Annotated in this window: 19 protein-coding genes; all 19 read right to left on the reverse strand. The window is 64.9% G+C overall.

Going from position 1 to position 18129, the window contains the following annotated elements:
* Nucleotides 1-148: 148 nt before the first annotated feature.
* Nucleotides 149-325, reverse strand: coding sequence for a CsbD family protein (locus tag ACIQXM_RS07490; RefSeq protein WP_104159952.1), 177 nt, complete (start codon nucleotides 323-325; stop codon nucleotides 149-151).
* 175 nt (nucleotides 326-500) lie between these two features.
* A complete protein-coding gene (locus tag ACIQXM_RS07495; protein WP_400929875.1) occupies nucleotides 501-1016 on the reverse strand; it encodes an amino-acid N-acetyltransferase in 516 nt (171 codons plus the stop codon).
* Between the two features lie 141 nt (nucleotides 1017-1157).
* On the reverse strand, nucleotides 1158-3665 hold the full coding sequence (locus ACIQXM_RS07500) for an ATP-dependent Clp protease ATP-binding subunit (protein ID WP_400929878.1): 2508 nt from the start codon (nucleotides 3663-3665) through the stop codon (nucleotides 1158-1160).
* Between the two features lie 125 nt (nucleotides 3666-3790).
* Complete coding sequence (locus ACIQXM_RS07505; RefSeq protein ID WP_400929881.1) at nucleotides 3791-4117, reverse strand: Lsr2 family protein; 327 nt, start codon at nucleotides 4115-4117, stop codon at nucleotides 3791-3793.
* Nucleotides 4118-4218: 101 nt separating this feature from the next.
* Nucleotides 4219-4398 (reverse strand): hypothetical protein, encoded by a 180-nt coding sequence (locus tag ACIQXM_RS07510; protein WP_400929884.1) that lies wholly within the window; start codon nucleotides 4396-4398, stop codon nucleotides 4219-4221.
* 5 nt (nucleotides 4399-4403) lie between these two features.
* Nucleotides 4404-5858, reverse strand: coding sequence for a lysine--tRNA ligase (lysS, locus tag ACIQXM_RS07515; RefSeq protein ID WP_400930915.1), 1455 nt, complete (start codon nucleotides 5856-5858; stop codon nucleotides 4404-4406).
* A gap of 130 nt (nucleotides 5859-5988) precedes the next feature.
* Nucleotides 5989-6918 carry a pantoate--beta-alanine ligase gene (panC, locus tag ACIQXM_RS07520; protein ID WP_400929886.1) on the reverse strand — a complete coding sequence of 310 codons (930 nt, stop codon included), beginning with the start codon at nucleotides 6916-6918 and terminating at the stop codon, nucleotides 5989-5991.
* Nucleotides 6915-7838, reverse strand: a complete 924-nt coding sequence (locus ACIQXM_RS07525) for a Rossmann-like and DUF2520 domain-containing protein (RefSeq protein WP_400929889.1) — start codon at nucleotides 7836-7838, stop codon at nucleotides 6915-6917. Before ACIQXM_RS07525 ends, panC begins: the two co-directional genes overlap by 4 nt.
* On the reverse strand, nucleotides 7825-9360 hold the full coding sequence (locus tag ACIQXM_RS07530; RefSeq protein WP_400929891.1) for a PH domain-containing protein: 1536 nt from the start codon (nucleotides 9358-9360) through the stop codon (nucleotides 7825-7827). The genes ACIQXM_RS07525 and ACIQXM_RS07530 overlap by 14 nt, the downstream gene beginning before the upstream one ends.
* Complete coding sequence (locus ACIQXM_RS07535; protein ID WP_400929894.1) at nucleotides 9357-9869, reverse strand: PH domain-containing protein; 513 nt, start codon at nucleotides 9867-9869, stop codon at nucleotides 9357-9359. Before ACIQXM_RS07535 ends, ACIQXM_RS07530 begins: the two co-directional genes overlap by 4 nt.
* Nucleotides 9862-10374 carry a DUF3180 domain-containing protein gene (locus ACIQXM_RS07540; protein ID WP_400929897.1) on the reverse strand — a complete coding sequence of 171 codons (513 nt, stop codon included), beginning with the start codon at nucleotides 10372-10374 and terminating at the stop codon, nucleotides 9862-9864. The genes ACIQXM_RS07535 and ACIQXM_RS07540 overlap by 8 nt, the downstream gene beginning before the upstream one ends.
* A gap of 6 nt (nucleotides 10375-10380) precedes the next feature.
* Nucleotides 10381-10881: a 2-amino-4-hydroxy-6-hydroxymethyldihydropteridine diphosphokinase gene (gene folK, locus ACIQXM_RS07545; RefSeq protein ID WP_400929899.1), complete on the reverse strand. Its 501-nt coding sequence runs from the start codon at nucleotides 10879-10881 to the stop codon at nucleotides 10381-10383.
* Entirely contained in the window at nucleotides 10878-11300 is a 423-nt protein-coding gene (gene folB / locus ACIQXM_RS07550) for a dihydroneopterin aldolase (RefSeq protein ID WP_400929902.1), read from the reverse strand. Before folB ends, folK begins: the two co-directional genes overlap by 4 nt.
* Before the next feature lie 3 nt (nucleotides 11301-11303).
* Nucleotides 11304-12209: a dihydropteroate synthase gene (gene folP, locus ACIQXM_RS07555; RefSeq protein WP_400929905.1), complete on the reverse strand. Its 906-nt coding sequence runs from the start codon at nucleotides 12207-12209 to the stop codon at nucleotides 11304-11306.
* A 14-nt stretch (nucleotides 12210-12223) separates the two neighbouring features.
* Nucleotides 12224-12841: a GTP cyclohydrolase I FolE gene (gene folE / locus ACIQXM_RS07560; protein ID WP_400929908.1), complete on the reverse strand. Its 618-nt coding sequence runs from the start codon at nucleotides 12839-12841 to the stop codon at nucleotides 12224-12226.
* 70 nt (nucleotides 12842-12911) lie between these two features.
* Nucleotides 12912-15017: an ATP-dependent zinc metalloprotease FtsH gene (ftsH, locus tag ACIQXM_RS07565; RefSeq protein ID WP_400929911.1), complete on the reverse strand. Its 2106-nt coding sequence runs from the start codon at nucleotides 15015-15017 to the stop codon at nucleotides 12912-12914.
* 218 nt (nucleotides 15018-15235) lie between these two features.
* Nucleotides 15236-15787, reverse strand: a complete 552-nt coding sequence (hpt, locus tag ACIQXM_RS07570) for a hypoxanthine phosphoribosyltransferase (protein WP_229966552.1) — start codon at nucleotides 15785-15787, stop codon at nucleotides 15236-15238.
* 36 nt (nucleotides 15788-15823) lie between these two features.
* Entirely contained in the window at nucleotides 15824-16867 is a 1044-nt protein-coding gene (tilS, locus tag ACIQXM_RS07575; RefSeq protein WP_400930918.1) for a tRNA lysidine(34) synthetase TilS, read from the reverse strand.
* A 111-nt stretch (nucleotides 16868-16978) separates the two neighbouring features.
* On the reverse strand, nucleotides 16979-18121 hold the full coding sequence (locus ACIQXM_RS07580; RefSeq protein ID WP_400929915.1) for a zinc-dependent metalloprotease: 1143 nt from the start codon (nucleotides 18119-18121) through the stop codon (nucleotides 16979-16981).
* Between the last annotated feature and the right edge of the window lie 8 nt (nucleotides 18122-18129).

Consider the following 18129-nt stretch of genomic DNA (forward strand, 5'->3'; position numbering starts at 1 on the left):
ATGGATCAGGGCATGTTTTCTGAATGCTTCCGACCCTACCCCCGACTGAAGCCGCTGGACAGGCTGCCTGCATGCCCGGGTTAAACAGGTGTGGGAGAGGCATTACGCCTCTCCCACACCTGTTCAGGACGCTGTTGTCCTGCGGGTCCTACTTGCCCTTGAAAGCATCCTTGATGTTCTCGCCGGCCTGCTTGGCACTGCCCTTGGCCTGGTCGCCGTGTCCTTCGGCTTCCATGCTCTCGTTGCCGGTGGCCTTTCCGAGGCCTTCCTTGACCTTGCCGCCAAGCTTCTCGGCTGAATTCTGCACCTTGTCATCTGCGCCCATAATAGGATCCCGCTTTCTGATCGTGGTCCCTCCGCCGGCAATACCGCCGGAATCAGGACCTTGTGTGATGCTCAGTAACCTGAGCATATCCAGGCGAAAGCGCAAAAGACCAGTCAGGGCCCATAGGTTCCCCTTACTGCGAACACGCACTTTAGGGCTGGCTGCCGGAAAACTGCTAGAGGCTGCGGATCATCCGGGTGTTGCCCAGCGTATTTGGCTTGACCCGGGCGAGGTCCAGGAATTCTGCAACTCCCTCGTCGTGGGAGCGCAGCAGTTCCGAATAAACCTCGGGATCCACCGCAGACTGATTGGCCATCACCTCAAAGCCGTGGCGGCGGAAAAAATCCACTTCAAACGTCAGGCAGAACACCCGGTCCACACCGATTTCAGAAGCTTCGGCCAGCAGGGCTTCAAGCAGGACGTGCCCGACGCCGAGGCCTCGCCACCGGGCGTCCGTCGCCAGGGTCCGGACCTCTGCGAGGTCTTCCCACATCACATGCAGCGCACCGCAGCCGATCACCGCGCCGTCGGGCCCAACGGCCACCCGAAACTCCTGCAGCCCCTCGTAATAGGCCACTGCTTCCTTTGCAACCAGGATCCGGTCAGCGGCCAGCGGCGCCACGAGGGCGCGGATCAGGGGAACATCTGAGGTACGGGCACGCCGAACTGTGATGGGAGTCGCGGAAGTCACCGGCCCAGTCTAGGACCGTGCGGGGTGCAGGCGGAAAAATGCGTCGCCGGGGACGCAACAGAAGGGACCGGCACATACGGAAGGACCCGGCGGGCTGAATGCCCGCCGGGTCCTTGAGTATCAGTTCAAGCGATGCGTCGCTTAGTCGCCGACGCCGGCCTCAATCGCCGAGGGTGCTTCCTCGATGGCCTTGGGAGCACCGTGACCCACGAACGTGAAGGTGGCGTCGTCTCCTTCGCCCTCCACATCCACGGATACCAGTTCGCCGGGCTTGAGATCCCCGAACAGGATCTTCTCGGAGAGCTGGTCCTCGATCTCGCGCTGGATGGTCCGGCGCAGCGGCCGGGCACCCATGGCGGGATCGTAGCCCCGGGTGGCAAGGAGAACCTTGGCCGCCGGAGTCAGCTCGATGGTCATGCCCTTATCCGCCAGGCGCTTGCCCAGTCGTTCCAAGAACAGGTCCACGATCTGGACGATCTCTTCCTGCGTGAGCTGCGGGAACACCACCGTGTCATCGACACGGTTCAGGAACTCGGGGCGGAAGTGCTGGCGCAGCTCTTCCGTAACCCGGGCCCGCATCCGGTCGTAACCGGTCTTGGTGTCCGTGCCGGACTGGAAACCCGTGGAGACGCTCTTGGAGATATCCCGGGTTCCCAGGTTGGTGGTCATGATGATGATGGTGTTCTTGAAGTCCACCACCCGGCCCTGGCTGTCAGTCAGGCGGCCGTCTTCGAGGATCTGCAGCAGCGAGTTGAACAGGTCAGCGTGGGCCTTCTCCACCTCGTCGAACAGCACCACGGAGAACGGACGGCGGCGGACCTTTTCGGTCAGCTGCCCGCCTTCTTCGTAGCCGACGTAACCCGGAGGGGCACCGAAGAGCCGGGAAACAGTGTGCTTCTCGGAGTATTCGGACATGTCCAGGGTGATCAGTGCGTCTTCGTCCCCGAAGAGGAATTCCGCCAGCGCCTTGGCAAGCTCCGTCTTACCCACACCGGTGGGACCGGCGAAGATGAAGGAACCGCCCGGACGCTTGGGGTCCTTAAGTCCGGCCCGCGTACGGCGCATGGCCTGCGAGATGGACTTAATGGCCTGGTCCTGACCGATGACGCGCTTGTGCAGCTCGTCTTCCATCTTGAGCAGGCGCGTGGACTCTTCTTCGTTGAGCTTGACCACGGGGATGCCGGTGGAATTGGCGAGCACCTCGGCGATAAGTTCTTCATCCACCTCGGCAATGTCATCCAGTCCCCCGGACTTCCACTGGCGCTCCTTTTCCGCCCGCTGGTCGTGGAGCTTCTGCTCCTTGTCCCGCAGGGAGGCAGCACCTTCGAAGTCCTGGGAATCGATGGCCGATTCCTTCTCCAGCTTCAGCGCGGAAATGCGCTCGTCGATCTCCTTGAGCTCCGGCGGAGCAGTCATGCGGCGGATGCGCAGCCGGGCGCCGGCTTCGTCAATCAGGTCGATTGCCTTGTCCGGAAGGAAGCGGTCGCTGATGTACCGCTCTGCCAGGGTGGCCGCCGATGTCAGCGCAGCATCCGTGATGGACACGCGGTGGTGCGCTTCGTAGCGGTCCCGCAGGCCCTTCAGGATCTCAATGGAGTGCGCAACGGAAGGCTCGTTGACCTGGATCGGCTGGAAACGCCGTTCCAGGGCCGCGTCCTTCTCAATGTGCTTGCGGTACTCATCAAGCGTGGTGGCGCCAATGGTCTGCAGTTCACCGCGGGCCAGCATCGGCTTCAGGATGGACGCTGCGTCGATGGCGCCTTCGGCGGCACCGGCACCCACAAGGGTATGGATCTCATCGATGAAGAGGATGATGTCTCCGCGGGTGCGGATTTCCTTAAGGACCTTCTTCAGGCGTTCCTCAAAGTCACCGCGGTAGCGGGAACCGGCGACGAGCGAACCCAGGTCAAGGGTGTACAGCTGCTTGTCGCGGATGGTCTCCGGAACATCGCCGCGCACGATCGCCTGGGCCAGGCCCTCGACAACCGCGGTCTTGCCGACGCCGGGCTCACCAATCAGAACAGGGTTGTTCTTGGTGCGGCGGGACAGGACCTGCATGACACGTTCCATCTCATGCTCGCGCCCGATGACGGGATCAAGCTTGGATTCGCGTGCAGCCTGTGTCAGGTTGCGGCCGAACTGGTCCAGCACCACCGAACCGGCGGGCTGGCCTTCCTGCTGCTGGCCGCCCGAGCTGACGGGCTCCTTGCCCTGGTAACCGGAGAGCAGCTGGATAACCTGCTGGCGCACCCGGTTCAGGTCCGCTCCCAGCTTGACGAGGACCTGTGCGGCCACGCCTTCGCCTTCGCGGATCAGGCCGAGCAGGATGTGCTCGGTTCCAATGTAGTTGTGGCCAAGCTGCAGGGCTTCCCGGAGGGAAAGCTCAAGCACCTTCTTGGCACGGGGGGTGAAGGGGATGTGGCCGGACGGGGCCTGCTGGCCCTGACCGATGATCTCCTGCACCTGCTCACGCACGGCACCCAGTGAAATACCCAGGGATTCAAGGGCCTTAGCTGCGACACCTTCGCCCTCATGAATGAGCCCGAGCAGGATGTGCTCGGTGCCGATGTAGTTGTGGTTGAGCATGCGAGCCTCTTCTTGGGCAAGCACGACAACGCGACGGGCACGGTCGGTAAATCTTTCAAACATGAGGCACACTCCTAGCTAACGCGTAATTCGATGCTACGTGTCCTGCGCGTGCTTAAGGAGCTTGTTCGCCCAAGGCGTGACCAAGGTGCTCCAACTGGGGCCCCCGCGCCCCCCAGCCCAGGGTTTTAGCCCTGGGCAGCGCGGTAAGCCTCGATGATTTCGCTGTTCACGCGGCCGCGCTCGGACACGGTGTAGCCGTTGTTGCGGGCCCACTCGCGGATCTGGGCTGCTTCATTGCTCCGCGCAGCACCTGCGGCACGGGGACGGCCCGTGCGGCCGCCCACCTTGCGGCCGGCATCCACGTAGGGCTTCAGGGCCGCACGGAGATTCTTTGCATTGTCTTTTGACAGGTCGATCTCGTACTGGGTTCCGTCAAGACCAAACCGCACGGTCTCATCCGCACTTCCAGCATCGAGGTCATCGACCAGAATGATATTTACCTTTTGCGCCACGACAGGCTCCTAAGCAGTTTAAACCGGGAAAACGAGAATGAGACCACTTAGAGTATGGCGCAAATTCGAATCCCTCGTCAAAGCGTGGACGCCAAATTTAATTACTTTTCTTTTTCCGGGGTGCCACTACTTGTATCGCGGTCAGCGGCAAGGTCGGCCTCCCGTTCCGCTTCAGCCAGCGCCTTTCGCTCTGACCGGTCCACATTGAGCAGCGCCTTCATCACAAAATAGAAAAGTGCTGCAACACACACTGAAGGCAGTAGGACTTCCACGTATTCCATAGTCTCTAACCCATTTCCGGCTTTAGCAGGGGGAACAATATTGTTTCGCGGATACCTGTGTTAGTGAAAAGCATCACTAAACGGTCAATTCCCAGGCCGATGCCGCCCATGGGCGGTGCTCCGTATTCAAGGGCCCGCAGGAAGTCTTCATCCAGCGCCATCGCTTCTTCATCGCCGCCGGCGGCCCGGAGGGACTGCTCGGTGAGGCGCTCACGCTGGATGACCGGGTCAATGAGCTCCGAGAATGCCGTGCCGCGTTCCATGCCGCCAATGATGAGGTCCCAGGCTTCGATCAGGCGCGGGTCGTCGCGGTTGGGCCGTGCCAGGGGCTGGGCGGAGGGCGGGTAGTCGTAAACGAAGGTCGGCTGGATCAGCGTGGGTTCAACGATTTCGCCGAACAGTTCAACCACGAGCTTCTCGGCATCCCATTTGGGATCCACCTTTACGGAGTGCTTTTCCGCAATGCCGCGCAGCGTCTCAAGATCGGTTTCAGGGGTGACTTCCACGCCCACGGCCTCGGAAAGGCCCGGATAGACGGACAGCCACTTCCATTCGCCGTCCAGGTCGATGGTGCCGGCCTCGGTTTCAATTTGCCGGCTGCCCACCAGATCGGCGCAGTGCAGAATGATTTCCTTGATCCGGTCAGCCATCACATACTGGTCCGCATACGCTTCATAGCATTCCAGCGTGGTGAATTCGGGGCTGTGGGTGGAGTCCACTCCCTCATTGCGGAAGATGCGGCCGAGCTCGAAGACCCGCTCAATACCGCCGACCACCGCGCGCTTGAGGTAGAGCTCGGTGGCGATCCGCAGGGTCATCTTCTGATCAAAGGCATTCAAATGCGTTTCGAACGGACGCGCTGCGGCACCGCCGTGAACCAGCTGCAGCATGGGGGTTTCCACTTCCACGTAACCGTGGCCGTGGAGAGTGTCCCGGACACCGCGGATAATGGCTGCCCGCTTGTAAACCATGTCCCGGGCTTCCTCGCGGACCATGAGATCCACATAGCGCTGACGGACACGGGTTTCTTCGTTCAAGCCGGCGTGCAGCACGGGCAGGGGACGCAGCGCCTTGGAAGCCATGGACCAGGAGTCGGCCATGATGGAGAGCTCGCCGCGGCGGGAGGAGATCACTTCACCCCGGACAAAGACATGGTCACCGAGGTCAACCAGCGCCTTCCAGTCGGCAAGTGCCTCTTCGCCTACAACGGCCAGGCTCAGCATCGCCTGGACACGGGTTCCGTTGCCCTCCTGGAGGGTTGCGAAGCACAGCTTGCCGGTGTTGCGGATGAAGACGACGCGGCCGGTAACGCCTACGGTTTCGCCGCTCGTTTCATCGGCCTGCAGGTGTCCGAATTTCTCCCGGATTTCCTTCAGGGAATGCGTGCGCTCCACGCCCACCGGGTAGGCCTCACCGCCCCGGGCGATAAGACGTGCCCGTTTTTCGGCACGGATGCGCATCTGCTCGGAGGTGTCGGCTGCTTCGGGAACGGGATTAGGTGTGGTCACACGCTTAAGTTTACAGAGCTGCACGAAGGGGGTTTACGGCCGGCGCCCAGCTTGTTCCCGGCGGGCGCACAGGCTGCCCGGTTCAGCTGGTTTCCGCGCCGGGCTCCAGCGGCAGGTTGTCGATCAGGCGCACCGGTCCCACGCGTGCGGCCAGGAGGGCCAGCGCCGGTTTTTCCAGCGGGCCGTTTACGTCCGCCAGCGGCTGCAGTGTCTGCGGGTCCACGATGTCGAAGTAGTCCAGTTCCACCAGGGGTTCGGCCGCCACCAGGGCGACGGCGGCGGCCAGATCTGCGGGCCGGCCGGCGGAAACCCGATCCTGCAGCGAGAACAGGGCGCGGGAGAGGACCGTTGCTGCCTTCCGCTGTGCCGGGTTCAGGAAGACATTGCGGCTGGATTCGGCCAAGCCGTCCGCGGCGCGGACCACTGGAACACCGATAATTTCGGCGTCAAAGTCCAGGTCCGCGGCCATCCGGCGGATCAGTGCCAGCTGCTGGGCGTCTTTCTGTCCAAAGTAGGCCCGGAACCGGACGTTCGGGGTAGTGGAGGACGCGGTGGGGGATGCATAGTGCAACAGCTTGGCCACCACGGTCAGTACGCCGTCAAAATGTCCGGGCCTCGAGGCTCCCTCGTAGCGGGCACCGAGTTCTCCCGCGCTGATCCGCACCAGCGGCTCTCCGTCCGGATAGACCTCCGCCTCGGCGGGCGCGAACACCAGGTCCACGCCGGCTGCACCCAGCAGTTCCAGGTCAGCCTCCAGGTCCCGGGGGTAGCGGCGCAGGTCTTCCGGATCGTTGAACTGCAGCGGGTTGACGAACACGGACGCAACAACCACATTATTCTGTGCCCGGGCGGTGTCCAGCAGGGACCGGTGCCCCGAATGGAGGGCCCCCATAGTGGGAACCAAACCAAGACTTTGCACCGCATTCCCGCCGTGCCCGCTGCCGGCGGCAAGGGCTTCAGCGATGGCGTCTTTCAATTCAGCTGCGGTGCGCAGCACGCGGGGAGCGTTCACCGCGGTCCTTCCGCGTCGAGGGTCAGGGCATCGATGACGGCCTGGCCGCGCGCCTCGCTGAGCAGTCCCCGGTCCATGGCGCGCCGTGCAGTGGCCAAGGACAGGGCACGGTAGGTGTCCTGCAGATCGGCACTGTCCTGGCGGCCCAGCTCCTGCAGGTGTGCCGCCACAGTGCCGGCGTCGCCGCGGGCCACCGGACCGGTCAGTGCATGTTCGCCGGAGGCCAGGGCATTTTCCAGCGAGGCCCGCATCAGGGGACCCAGGAGCCGGTCGGGGTTCTCCACGCCAATATCCTTGAGCAGCTGGACTGACTGGGCCGTGATGGTGACGAGGTGGTTGGACGCGTGGGCCAGTGCCAGGTGGTAATTGACCCGGTCCGCCTCGTCGATGACCACCGGCTCGGCCCCCATTTCCACCACCAGCGCCTGGGCAATGGGCAGCACAGCGGTGGGGGCAGTTACCCCAAACGAGCAGTCGGCGAGCCTGGTCAGGTCGAGGCTCATACCGGTGAAGGTCATGGCTGGATGCAGTGCCAGCGGAATGGCGCCGGCGCGGCGGGCGGGTTCGAGGATGTCCGTGCCGAACCGTCCCGAGGTGTGGGCCACCAGCTGGCCGGCCTGCCAGGCATTGGTTTTCGCCAGCCCTGCCACGAGGGGACCCAGGGCGTCATCGGGCACCGCCAGCAGTACCAGTTCCGAGCGCTCCACGATTTCCGGAATGTCCAGGACCGGTACACCGGGCAGCAGGTTCGCTGCGCGCTCACGGCTTTCCTCGCTGACTGCCGAGACGCCAACGACGGCGTGCTCCGCGGCCCGCAGAGCCGCGCCGAGTACGGCGCCCACCCGTCCGGCACCAATCACGCCGATTCCCAGCCGGCCGCGCCTTCGCTTGTCGGCCGTGCTCGTCTCAGCGCTGTTCATGGGGAATCTCCTTGGAAAACGGATCAGTGGAGGTGGTTGGTGCGGGCGAGTTCCAGGAGCCGGTACGGTCCCGGCGCCGGGCCTCGCGTGCCCGGGCAGCCTGTTCCCGGAACAGGCGGCGGGCGGCGTCGTCGTCCATTTTGCGGACCCGCGGCCGCACCGGGCCGGGAGTGGAGTGCAGAACCAGGTCGCTGGTGGCGAAACGCCGGCGCAGCGGCCCCTGTTCCAGCGCCATTGACTGGGTGCGTTCATGCGGCACCACGGACAGCACCCGCCAGAGCGCGCCGCTGCGGATCAGCAGGGCTGTGTCCGTGAGGAGGAATCCGTTCCGGCGCCAGGCCAGCGGTGCGATCCAGCGGGCACGGCGGGGCGTGGTGGCAAAGCCGGCCGCGTTGTCCCGCCCGGTAATGCCGGCCGTGAACACGTCGATCGGACGGTCGGTGCCCGGCTCCGGCAGGACCAGGGCGAGGATGTCAAAGACTTCGGAAAGGGTTCCTGCCGGCAGGAGCTTGGTGCGGGCCTGCCCTGCGTTGTTGCTGCCGATCCCGTAACCGGCCACGTTCACGGATATCCGGTACCAGCCGGTGAGCCGCCACAGGGGCGGCTGCGTCACGGACACTGCCTGGATCCGGCCGGGGGGGACCGTCTGCGTGCGGGTGTCCAACAGTCCGTACCGGATCCGGATTCCGTCCCGGGACACCGAGGCGCGGAAGTTGAAGGAGGTGGAGAATTCGGTCCACATGCCGCCCCCTGCGCCGAACAGGAGGGGCAGCAGGATGGTCAGGCTGAGGGGTGCGCCGGTGACAACCGTGAGGATAATGACGGCTGCAACCCCGGCAATGAGGAACATCATGGTTCCGGAAAGCAGCGTGGCTGCAATAACCCTTCCGGGGGTCAGCGCCAGGATGGGCTGCTCGGGGGCTTCGGCAACACCCGGAGCTGGTCCGGTTTCTGCGCCGGGATCTGCTGTTTCGGCAGCTGCTGTCCCTGCGTCCCCCGTGGCGGAATCCGCCGTGGAGGTGAGGGCACCGGAAGCACGTCCCAGGATGAGGGCCCGCAGGGTCCTGGCGTCGTCGACTTTCAGATAAGCCAAGTGGACGGCGGATTCGCCGGCGTCGGCAACTTCGAACCGCAACTCGGCCAGCCCGAAGATCCGTGCCAGCAGCGGCTGGACGATGTCGATGGCCTGGACCCGGTCCAGGCGTGCCTGGCGCTGCTGGCGGAAGATCACTCCGGAGTGGACCCGGACGTGGTCCCCGGTGACCTGATAGCGGGTGAACCACCAGGACAGAAAGAACAGGAAGGCAAGGATCAGCAGGATTCCGGCGAGGACGGCCGCGGCGATCAACAAGGTGGTGCCGTCCGGCGGGCGGGCGGGGGCGCCGCCGTCGTCGCTGCCGGCGAAATCCTCCACCCAGTTCCGGCCGAGGATGAAGGCGAACGCGGCGAGCGCAATCCAGCCGCGTACCAGGGGTGAAACGGGGTGGACGCGGGTCCATTCCCCGCTGGGCGGGGTGCTCACAACCCTGCCAGCTGCGTTTCGCCGCGTTCGGAGAGGTGCTCCCTCAGCCGGGCGCCCTCTGATGCCGGCAGGCCGGGAACTGATGCGTTGGTACCGGGGGCGGCGGTGTGGAGTTTGAGGGAGCACAGTCCGAAGGCCCGCTCCAGCGGCCCAACCGTGACATCCACATACTGCATCCGGCCGTAGGGCACCACCAGGGTGCGCTGGAAAAAGATGCCGCGGCGCAGCAGGAAGTCCTCGTTGCGTTCGGCATAGCAGACCGCGCGCACCTGGCGCGGCAGCAGCACTCCCCGCCACAGGTAAGCGGCCGCTGCGACGGCGGGCAGTCCCCAGGCCAGCCAGGAGGGGATCCAGGCCCAGTCGGCGGCGCCGAGCATTATCAGCGGAAGGCAGCAGAGGGCCACGATCACCACCGCTTCCACTGCCCAGCCGATGAGGCGGACGGTCAGGTATTTGGGCGAGACGTGCTCCCAGGACAGACCGTCCGGGTCGATCGCTTTACTAGGCATATTCTCCGTCTCCCGGTTCTTCCCTGGTCTCCGGACGGGCTGCCGTTCCGCCGTGTCCGTTGGAGTCGTCCGGCGGCAGGCGGCAAAAACGTTCCACCAGGAGGCCGACGGAGATCATGAGGACTCCTCCGGCGATCATAGCCACTGATCCCCAGGTGGCGGCATGCCCCGGGCGCAGCGACCACAGCGGCAGCAGTTCAATGAAAATCCCGGCGTGCCAGCCGAGGAGCAGGGCGCCGGCATAAGCGGCGGCCTGGGCCAGGACCAGTGTGCGTGCCGCGGCGATCGGGTCCAGCTCGCGGGTTCGGTTGCCCTGCTGCCAGCGCCGCACGCGCAGGCCGAGGATCAGGGTGGCCCCGGATATCAGCAGCACGGTCAGGAGCCCGACGATGCTCAGGACGGGAGCGGGCAGGGAATTGCGGGCGGCCCAGTTATTGACCAGCCAGCCGGCCACACCGGATCCGGCGGCGATGAGGGCCAGCCAGCGGTAGCGGATGCTCCCCATGGCGGGTTAGTCCCCCTCGAAGATTTCCAGGCCGGGAAGGTCCTCTGCCCGGGCTGCGAGCTCGGCAACGGGAGTTCCCGAAAGGACGGCGTCCGGATCCATCCACGCCCAGGGCTGCAGCACAAAGGCACGGGTGTGCGCACGCGGATGCGGCAGGGTGAGGGTTTCATCCTCCATCCGGGTGTCCCCGTAGGTGATGATGTCGACGTCGAGCGTCCGCGGCCCCCAGCGCACCTCACGCGTGCGGTGATGGAGGGTTTCCACTGCCTGGCAGTGGGCCAGCAGCTCATGCGGAGCGAGGTCCGTCTCCACCGAAATCACCAGGTTCAGGTAATCGGGCTGATCCGGACCGCCCACCGGCCGGGTCCGCACCACGGGGGAAACCGCCTGCAGCCGCACGCCGGGATGGTCCGCCAGCTCAGCAACGGCACGCGAGAGGGTGTCCCGGCTTTCGCCGAGGTTGCTGCCCAGGGCCAGGACGGCGGTAACCGCACCCGGGGCGGTCATGAGCGGTCCCGGCGGATGGTGACTGATACGTCTCCGAACGGCACCGTGATGGGTGCCTGCGGCTTGTGCACAGTGACCTCCACGGCATCGACGCCGGCATAACCGGCGAGGACGGCGCCGGCAATGCGTTCCGCCAGGGCTTCGATCAGGTTCAGCGGTTCGCCTGCAATGATGGCGGCCACCTGCTCGGCAAGTTCGCCGTAGTGGGCTGTCTGCGCCAGGTCGTCACTGAGTCCGGCGGGGCGGAGGTCGGCATGCAGCACAACGTCCACCACGAACGGTTGCCCGTTGCGCCGCTCGTCTTCAAAGACGCCGTGGAATCCCTGCGCGGTGATGCCGGTCAGGGTAATGGTGTCGCGCAGGGGGCTGCGGGCGGGAGCCTCAGTGTTCAGGGTGTTCGCCCCTCCGGATGTGGTCATGGGTTAGCCCTTCCAGGCAGCAGTGGTTTTGACGGCAGCCGCGCTGGGGCTGACGTTGTGTACGCGAACGCACCAGGCATTGGAGAACGCGGCCAGGGCCGTGACCGCCGTTGTGGCGTCATCACGTTCCCGGGGCGGAACCGGGCGGCCTTCCGTGGCCAGCAGGGTGCCCAGGAAACGCTTCCGGGAGGCGCCGACCAATACCCGGTGGCCCAGTCCGTTGAGTTGATCCAGGGAGCGCAGCAGCTCCCAGTTGGCTTCCCCGTCCTTGGAAAACCCCAGGCCGGGATCGATAATGATCTGCTCGGGCGAGACCCCGGCGGCGTAGAACCCCTCCCGGATCCGGCTCAGTTCGGAGATGACCTCGTCCACCACGGATTCGTAGGATGCCTTCGGGTCCCTGCTGCGGACCGCGCCGCGGCTGTGCATCAGCACGTAGTGGACCCCCGTGCGGGCTATCAGTTCCGGCATCTGCGGATCCACGTCCATGCCGGACACATCGTTGATCAGGACGGCACCGGCAGCAATGGCTTTTTCCGCCGTGGAAGCGTTCATGGTGTCCACACTGACCAGGACCCCGGCCTTCACCAGCGCGCGGACCACGGGCAGGATTCGGGCTTGTTCCTCTTCGGGGCTCACCCGGACGGAGTCGGGACGAGTGGATTCGCCGCCCACATCGATGATGTCGGCGCCTTCGTAGTGCATCTTCAGCCCGGCGTCGACGGCGGCTCCGGTTTCTTCGAAACTGCCGCCGTCGCTAAAGGAATCGGGCGTCACGTTGAGGATTCCCATGACGAGCGTGCGGCCGTCCGGGAGTTCCTCGAACCGGCGGGGCGCCCGGACGGACCGCACCAGCCGAAGCGGCGAGGTGGCGGGGCCGGTTCCGGGAGCGGCGGCGAGTGAATCCATGGTGGTCAGGCTTCCTAACGTCCGAGTATCAGGCTCATTGCTTCCGCACGGGTGGCCGTCTCGCGGAGCTGTCCGCGGACCGCCGAGGTGACCGTTTTGGCTCCGGGCTTGCGCACGCCGCGCATGGACATGCACAGATGTTCGCACTCCAGAACAACTATGGCACCGCGCGGATCCAGGTTCTCCATGAGCGCTTCAACAATCTGGGTTGTGAGCCGCTCCTGGACCTGGGGGCGCCTGGCGTAGACCTCCACCAGCCGGGCCAGCTTGCTCAGGCCGGTGACCTTGCCGTCTTTGGAGGGAATGTAGCCGATGTGGGCGGTGCCGTGGAACGGAACCAGATGGTGTTCGCACGTGGAGAAGAATGCAATGTCCTTCACCAGCACCATTTCTTCATGCTCAATGGCAAAGGTGGTGGCCAGCAGGTCCGCCGGGTCCTGGTGGAGGCCGGCAAAGATCTCCGCATAGGACTTAGCCACCCGTTTGGGTGTGTCCTGCAGGCCTTCCCTGTCCGGATCCTCCCCGATGGCCAGGAGGATCTCGCGGACCGCCTTTTCGATTCGGGGCTGGTCCACGGGAGCCAGGGATGCGGAGAGATCCTCCGCGGTCAATTCATCGTCGAAATCCGTCACTGGTTGATCCTACCGTGGCTGGCCCCAACGACGGCGGCCCGGCACTTTCGTGCCGGGCCGCCGTTTGCGGTTACGGGTTGTTCTGTTCGGGGTTCTCCGTGCCGTCGGCACGGTTGGCTGTTCCGCCGGAACCGGGGTGCGACGGCCCGCTGCCTTCGGCCTGCGGCAGACCGTTGCTGGACACATCGAAGTCCTGCGGCAGGTCCGCGTCCGCAATCTGGTCCTGCGGTGACACAGTGTCCGGATCAGGCTGGCCGCCGGCCACTGCTTCCCGGCGTTCCTTGGCGGACACCACAGGCGGCAGGCTGTGCACCGGGCGGGTGGGCTTGGAAAGCCACACTTCGCGGACATCGCGTTTGCGGACGTCAGCAAACACCTCGGCGATTTCGGCCTGGTTGAGCGTTTCGCGTTCAAGCAGTTCCAGGGCCAGCCGGTCCAGGACGTCCCGGTTTTCGGTCAGGATCTGATAGGCCTCGTCATGGGCGTTGTCCAGCAGGCGCCGGACTTCCTCATCCACCACGTACGCAACCTGGTCGGAGTAGTTCCGCTCCTGGCTCATGTCCCGGCCGAGGAACGGCTCACCGCCGCCGGAGCCGAGCTTCACAGAGCCAATCCGCTCGCTCATGCCGTACTGGGTAACCATCTTCCGGGCCGTGGAGGTGGCCTTTTCGATGTCATTGGAGGCACCGGTCGAGGGATCGTGGAACACGATTTCCTCAGCCACGCGTCCGCCCATGGCGTAGGCCAGCTGGTCCAGCAGCTCATTGCGCGTGATGGAGTACTTGTCATCCTGGGGCAGCACCATGGTGTAACCCAGGGCCCGGCCGCGCGGCAGGATGGTCACCTTGGTCACCGGATCGGTATTGCGCAGTGCAGCCGCCACCAGGGCGTGGCCGCCTTCGTGGTACGCGGTGATCTTGCGCTCGAGCTCCTTCATGACGCGGCTGCGCTTCTGCGGGCCTGCGATGACGCGGTCAATGGCTTCGTCCAGGGCACGGTCGTCGATGAGCTGGGCATTGGAGCGCGCGGTCAGCAGAGCTGCCTCGTTCAGGACGTTGGCCAGATCCGCACCGGTGAAGCCCGGGGTCTTGCGGGCCACGGTCTCGAGGTCGACGCCGTCGGCCATCGGCTTGCCCTTGGCGTGGACCTTGAGGATCTGCAGGCGTCCCTGCATGTCGGGAGCCTCGACGCCGATCTGGCGGTCGAAGCGGCCCGGGCGCAGCAGTGCGGGGTCCAGTACGTCGGGGCGGTTGGTGGCGGCGATCAGGATGACATTGGTGTTGCCGTCAAAGCCGTCCATCTCCACCAGCAGCTGGTTCAGCGTCTGCTCGCGTTCGTCGTTTCCGCCGCCAACACCGGCACCGCGGTGGCGTCCAACGGCGTCGATCTCGTCCACGAAGATGATGGCCGGGGAGTTGGCCTTCGCCTGCTCGAACAGGTCGCGGACGCGGGAGGCACCCACACCAACGAACATTTCCACGAAGTCGGAACCGGAGATGGAGTAGAACGGCACTCCGGCCTCGCCTGCAACAGCACGGGCCAGCAGGGTCTTACCGGTGCCGGGAGGGCCGTACAGCAGCACACCCTTGGGGATCTTGGCCCCAACGGCCTGGAACTTGGCCGGGTCCTGCAGGAACTCCTTGATTTCGTGGAGCTCCTCCACCGCTTCGTCAGCTCCGGCAACGTCCGCAAAGGTTACCTGCGGCATGTCCTTGTTGGTCAGCTTGGCCTTGGACTTGCCGAACTTCATGACCTGGGATCCGCCGCCCTGCATGCGGGAGAGCAGGAACCAGAAGATCACGCCAAGAATGATGAAGGGCAGGAACAATCCGAGGAAGCTGGTAAACCAGTTGGTCTGCACCGGCTGATCGGTGAATCCGTTTGCGCCGGAGTCATTAACGGCGTCAACAATGTCCTCGCCGCGGGCAGAGCCGAAGTAGAACTCCACATTCTTGGCCGGCTTCGGGTCATCGCCGCGCAGCGTCAGGTCAACGCGCTGCTCACCGTCGTAAATCTTGGCCTGTTCCACTTGGCCGGATTTGAGCAGGTTCAGGCCTTCGCTCGTGTCCACCTTTGTTGCCCCGCTCGGGGAAAGGGTGGGAAGAATGAGCACAAGAAGGGCCAGTGCCAGGATTATCCAAATGCCCGGGCCCTTGAAGAAGTTCTTAGATTTCATTCGTCGTCAGGGCTGACGCCCCGTCCCTCCTGATCAACAACGCTGATAATGCGCGGAAATATACTCGAACAAGCTATACACCGTCCTCCGAAGGAACACGTCCGGAATACCGGGAAAGTTCCCTCAGGGCGTAGCAGCCGGCGTGATGCTGATCGCAGATGCGGCACCGGACGGCAGCCCGCTGGCCGCCGTCCGGTGCCGCATGGTGCGGATGGAGTCTACTCGTAGACGTGCGGCGCAAGGGTTCCGATGAAGTCCAGGTTGCGGTAGCGCTCCGCGAAGTCCAGGCCGTAGCCGACGACAAATTCGTTGGGAATCTCGTAGCCGACGTACTTGACGTCGATTTCAACCTTCGCCGCGGTGGGCTTGCGGAGCAGGGTGCAGATCTCGACGCTGGCCGGTCCGCGGGACTGCAGGTTGGTGCGCAGCCAGGACAAGGTCAGGCCCGAGTCGATGATGTCTTCGACGATCAGCACGTGCTTGCCCAGGAGATCAGTTTCGAGGTCCTTCAGGATGCGCACCACGCCGGAGGACTGCGTGCCGGAGCCGTAGGAGGAAACAGCCATCCAGTCCATGGTGACGTGGCTGTGCAGGGCGCGGGAAAGATCGGCCATGACCATCACAGCACCCTTGAGCACGCCTACCAGCAGGACATCACGCCCTGCGTAGTCACGGTCAATCTCGGCTGCGAGTTCGGCAACCCGTGTTTGGATCTGCTCTTTGGTGTAGAGAACGTGCTTGAGGTCTGACTGGACGTCGTGTGAATCCACGAATGGCTCCCGGGTGCGAGATGTTGCAGCTGGATTTTAGGTGCTGCTCTTTTTCCTAAAGACAAGATTGCCATAGCCGGAGGGGCCTTGGGGAACGGGCTGACCGCGCACCTGCCGGTACACGCTGACTTTTCCAACCAGTTCCACCGGCCCGGCCGAGCCGGTGCGGCGCAGCAGGGCTTCCACTGAACGAAGCCGCTCATAGCTGGGCTGGGCTCCGCCGAGTTCCACGGCGGCGAGCGCCAGCACGCGCTGGCGCACGGCGGGAGCCAGCTCACGCAACGGCTCTTCGGGCAGCAGGATGGTGTCCCCTTCCGCAGCGGACGCGTTCTCGGCGGCAGCCGGAGCAGTGCGCAGCCGGGCAAAGGTCTCCGCGCTGACGGCGTCCAGATAATCGGCGTCGTTGGCGAGGATACGTGAGGAACGGAACAACGCCTCGGCAATGCCCGGGCCCAGTTTTTCCTCCAGGAACGGCAGGACCTCGACTCGGACCCGTGAGCGGGCAAAGGCCGGATCCGTGTTGCTGGGGTCGTGCCACGGGTCCAGGCCGAGGCTTTCACAGATTTCCTCAGTCTCGCTCCGGCGCAGTCCCAGCAGTGGACGCAGGTACGCTCCGCGGACCGGCCGCATGCCGGCCAGGGACCGGGTTCCGGATCCGCGCGCGAGCCCGAGCAGTACCTGTTCAGCCTGGTCGTCGAGGGTGTGGCCCAGCAGGACGGCGTGGGCTCCGGTCTCCTCCACGGCAGCGTCCAGGGCCGTATAACGCACGGTCCGGGCTGCTGCCTCGGGACCCATCCCGGAGGCCGGCACCGACACGGTGCGGACCTGGACCGGTTCCAGTCCCATGCGGCCGAGTTTGGCTGCCGCCTCGGCGGCGACTTCGGCTGAGCCCGCCTGCAGGCCATGGTCCACGACGACGGCGCCCACCCGGTAGTCTCCGCGCCGGGCGAAAAAGGACGCGGCTTCGGCCAGGGCCAGGGAATCGGGTCCGCCGCTGCAGGCCACCAGCAGCAGGGGAGGCGGTGAAGATGCGGTTCCGCGGGGCTCCAGCCCGGCATCCCGGAGGGCGTCGCGCAGCATGTTGCGGGCCTTGCCCAGAGTCGGGTTCAGGCGCTTGCGCAGCCGGCCCGCCGGAGCGGGCTCGGAGCGTGGAACAGAGGTTTTCGAATCAGCTTGCTTAGGCACGTGCGGTTAAAGTCCCATCCGGGTCATCCACAGGGATGGATTATGGATTTCAGCTTCAGTGGGCAGGTTGTCCGGGCCCTCCCAGACCCGGTTGAATCCTTCCATTCCGGCCCGGTCAACTACGGAGCGGACAAATTTCGAGCCGTCCTTGTACTGGCGCATCTTTGCGTCCAGGCCCAGGATCTGCCGGAAGAAGCGGTCCAGCCAGCCGTGGCTCTTGCCGCGGGCATTGAACCGCTGGCGGATGGTCTTGACGCTGGGAACGATACTGGCATCCACGGCATCCATCACCACGTTGGCGTGTCCCTCCAGCAGCGACATCACTGCTGTCAGATGGGACATCCGGGCCTTGTCTTCGGGGTCCTGCAGCAGGGACATGAGGTCCAGCGGGCGCCGCGGCACGCCGTCGTCGTTATTCCGGCCGGTCAGGGCCTCACGGCCCTGGGCGGAAGCAAGGGTCTTGGCGGCAGAGCTCAGGCGCTCCGACAGCGTTTGGGCCTTGTCCATCAGGCCGTTCGTCAGCTGGCCCATCTGTTCCACCATGTGTCCGCGCAGCCAGGGGGCGGCGGCGAACTGCACCCGGTGGGTCTGTTCGTGCAGGCATACCCAGAGCCGGAAATCAGCCGGATCCACATTCAGCTCACGTTCCAGAGTGATGATGTTGGGTGCCACCAGCAGCAGCCGGCCGCCGGAGGGCCCGCCGGGGGTTTGGGCGGCGAAGGGATCATACTGTCCCAGCACCTTGGAGGAGAGGAAGGCCAGGACCGCACCGAGCTGGGCACCGGTCAGGGTGCCGCTGACGGCGGCGTTGGCGCCTTTCAGCTCCTCCGGATGCGTGCGGGCAAGGGTTTCCAGGGCCGGGTTCATCAGCGCGGCGAAACTGCGCGAATTGGCTTTTGCCCAGGACGCGCGGTCCACCACGAGCACCTCCGAGTCACGCAGGTCCCGAGCTGCCTCCAGCCCGGTGATCCGATGGACGTGGGTGACGGCTTCGTCAGCGCGGGCCCGCAGGTCAGCCACTGCTGCACGGATTTCGCGGGCCGGCATCTTGGGTCCCGGCGACACCAGGGTTGCAGCCGTTCCGGCGGCCAGGTCCCAATTCACCAAGTCGGCGGCGGCCGGGGGACGATGCTGCTCATAGCTCTCCATTGGTCCAT

The sequence above is a fragment of the Arthrobacter sp. NPDC097144 genome (genome assembly GCF_044762205.1).
Taxonomy (GTDB): Bacteria; Actinomycetota; Actinomycetes; order Actinomycetales; family Micrococcaceae; genus Arthrobacter_B.

What these genes read in the sequence shown, in the direction of transcription:
- ACIQXM_RS07490 (WP_104159952.1), bottom strand. Translation starts at nt 325, where the DNA reads ATGGGCGCAGATGACAAGGTGCAGAATTCAGCCGAGAAGCTTGGCGGC.
- ACIQXM_RS07500 (WP_400929878.1), bottom strand. Translation starts at nt 3,665, where the DNA reads ATGTTTGAAAGATTTACCGACCGTGCCCGTCGCGTTGTCGTGCTTGCC.
- ACIQXM_RS07510 (WP_400929884.1), bottom strand. Translation starts at nt 4,398, where the DNA reads ATGGAATACGTGGAAGTCCTACTGCCTTCAGTGTGTGTTGCAGCACTT.
- lysS (WP_400930915.1), bottom strand. Translation starts at nt 5,858, where the DNA reads ATGCGCATCCGTGCCGAAAAACGGGCACGTCTTATCGCCCGGGGCGGT.
- ACIQXM_RS07525 (WP_400929889.1), bottom strand. Translation starts at nt 7,838, where the DNA reads ATGAACAGCGCTGAGACGAGCACGGCCGACAAGCGAAGGCGCGGCCGG.
- ACIQXM_RS07535 (WP_400929894.1), bottom strand. Translation starts at nt 9,869, where the DNA reads ATGCCTAGTAAAGCGATCGACCCGGACGGTCTGTCCTGGGAGCACGTC.
- ACIQXM_RS07540 (WP_400929897.1), bottom strand. Translation starts at nt 10,374, where the DNA reads ATGGGGAGCATCCGCTACCGCTGGCTGGCCCTCATCGCCGCCGGATCC.
- folK (WP_400929899.1), bottom strand. Translation starts at nt 10,881, where the DNA reads ATGACCGCCCCGGGTGCGGTTACCGCCGTCCTGGCCCTGGGCAGCAAC.
- folB (WP_400929902.1), bottom strand. Translation starts at nt 11,300, where the DNA reads ATGACCACATCCGGAGGGGCGAACACCCTGAACACTGAGGCTCCCGCC.
- folP (WP_400929905.1), bottom strand. Translation starts at nt 12,209, where the DNA reads ATGGATTCACTCGCCGCCGCTCCCGGAACCGGCCCCGCCACCTCGCCG.
- ftsH (WP_400929911.1), bottom strand. Translation starts at nt 15,017, where the DNA reads ATGAAATCTAAGAACTTCTTCAAGGGCCCGGGCATTTGGATAATCCTG.
- tilS (WP_400930918.1), bottom strand. Translation starts at nt 16,867, where the DNA reads ATGCTGCGCGACGCCCTCCGGGATGCCGGGCTGGAGCCCCGCGGAACC.
- ACIQXM_RS07580 (WP_400929915.1), bottom strand. Translation starts at nt 18,121, where the DNA reads ATGGAGAGCTATGAGCAGCATCGTCCCCCGGCCGCCGCCGACTTGGTG.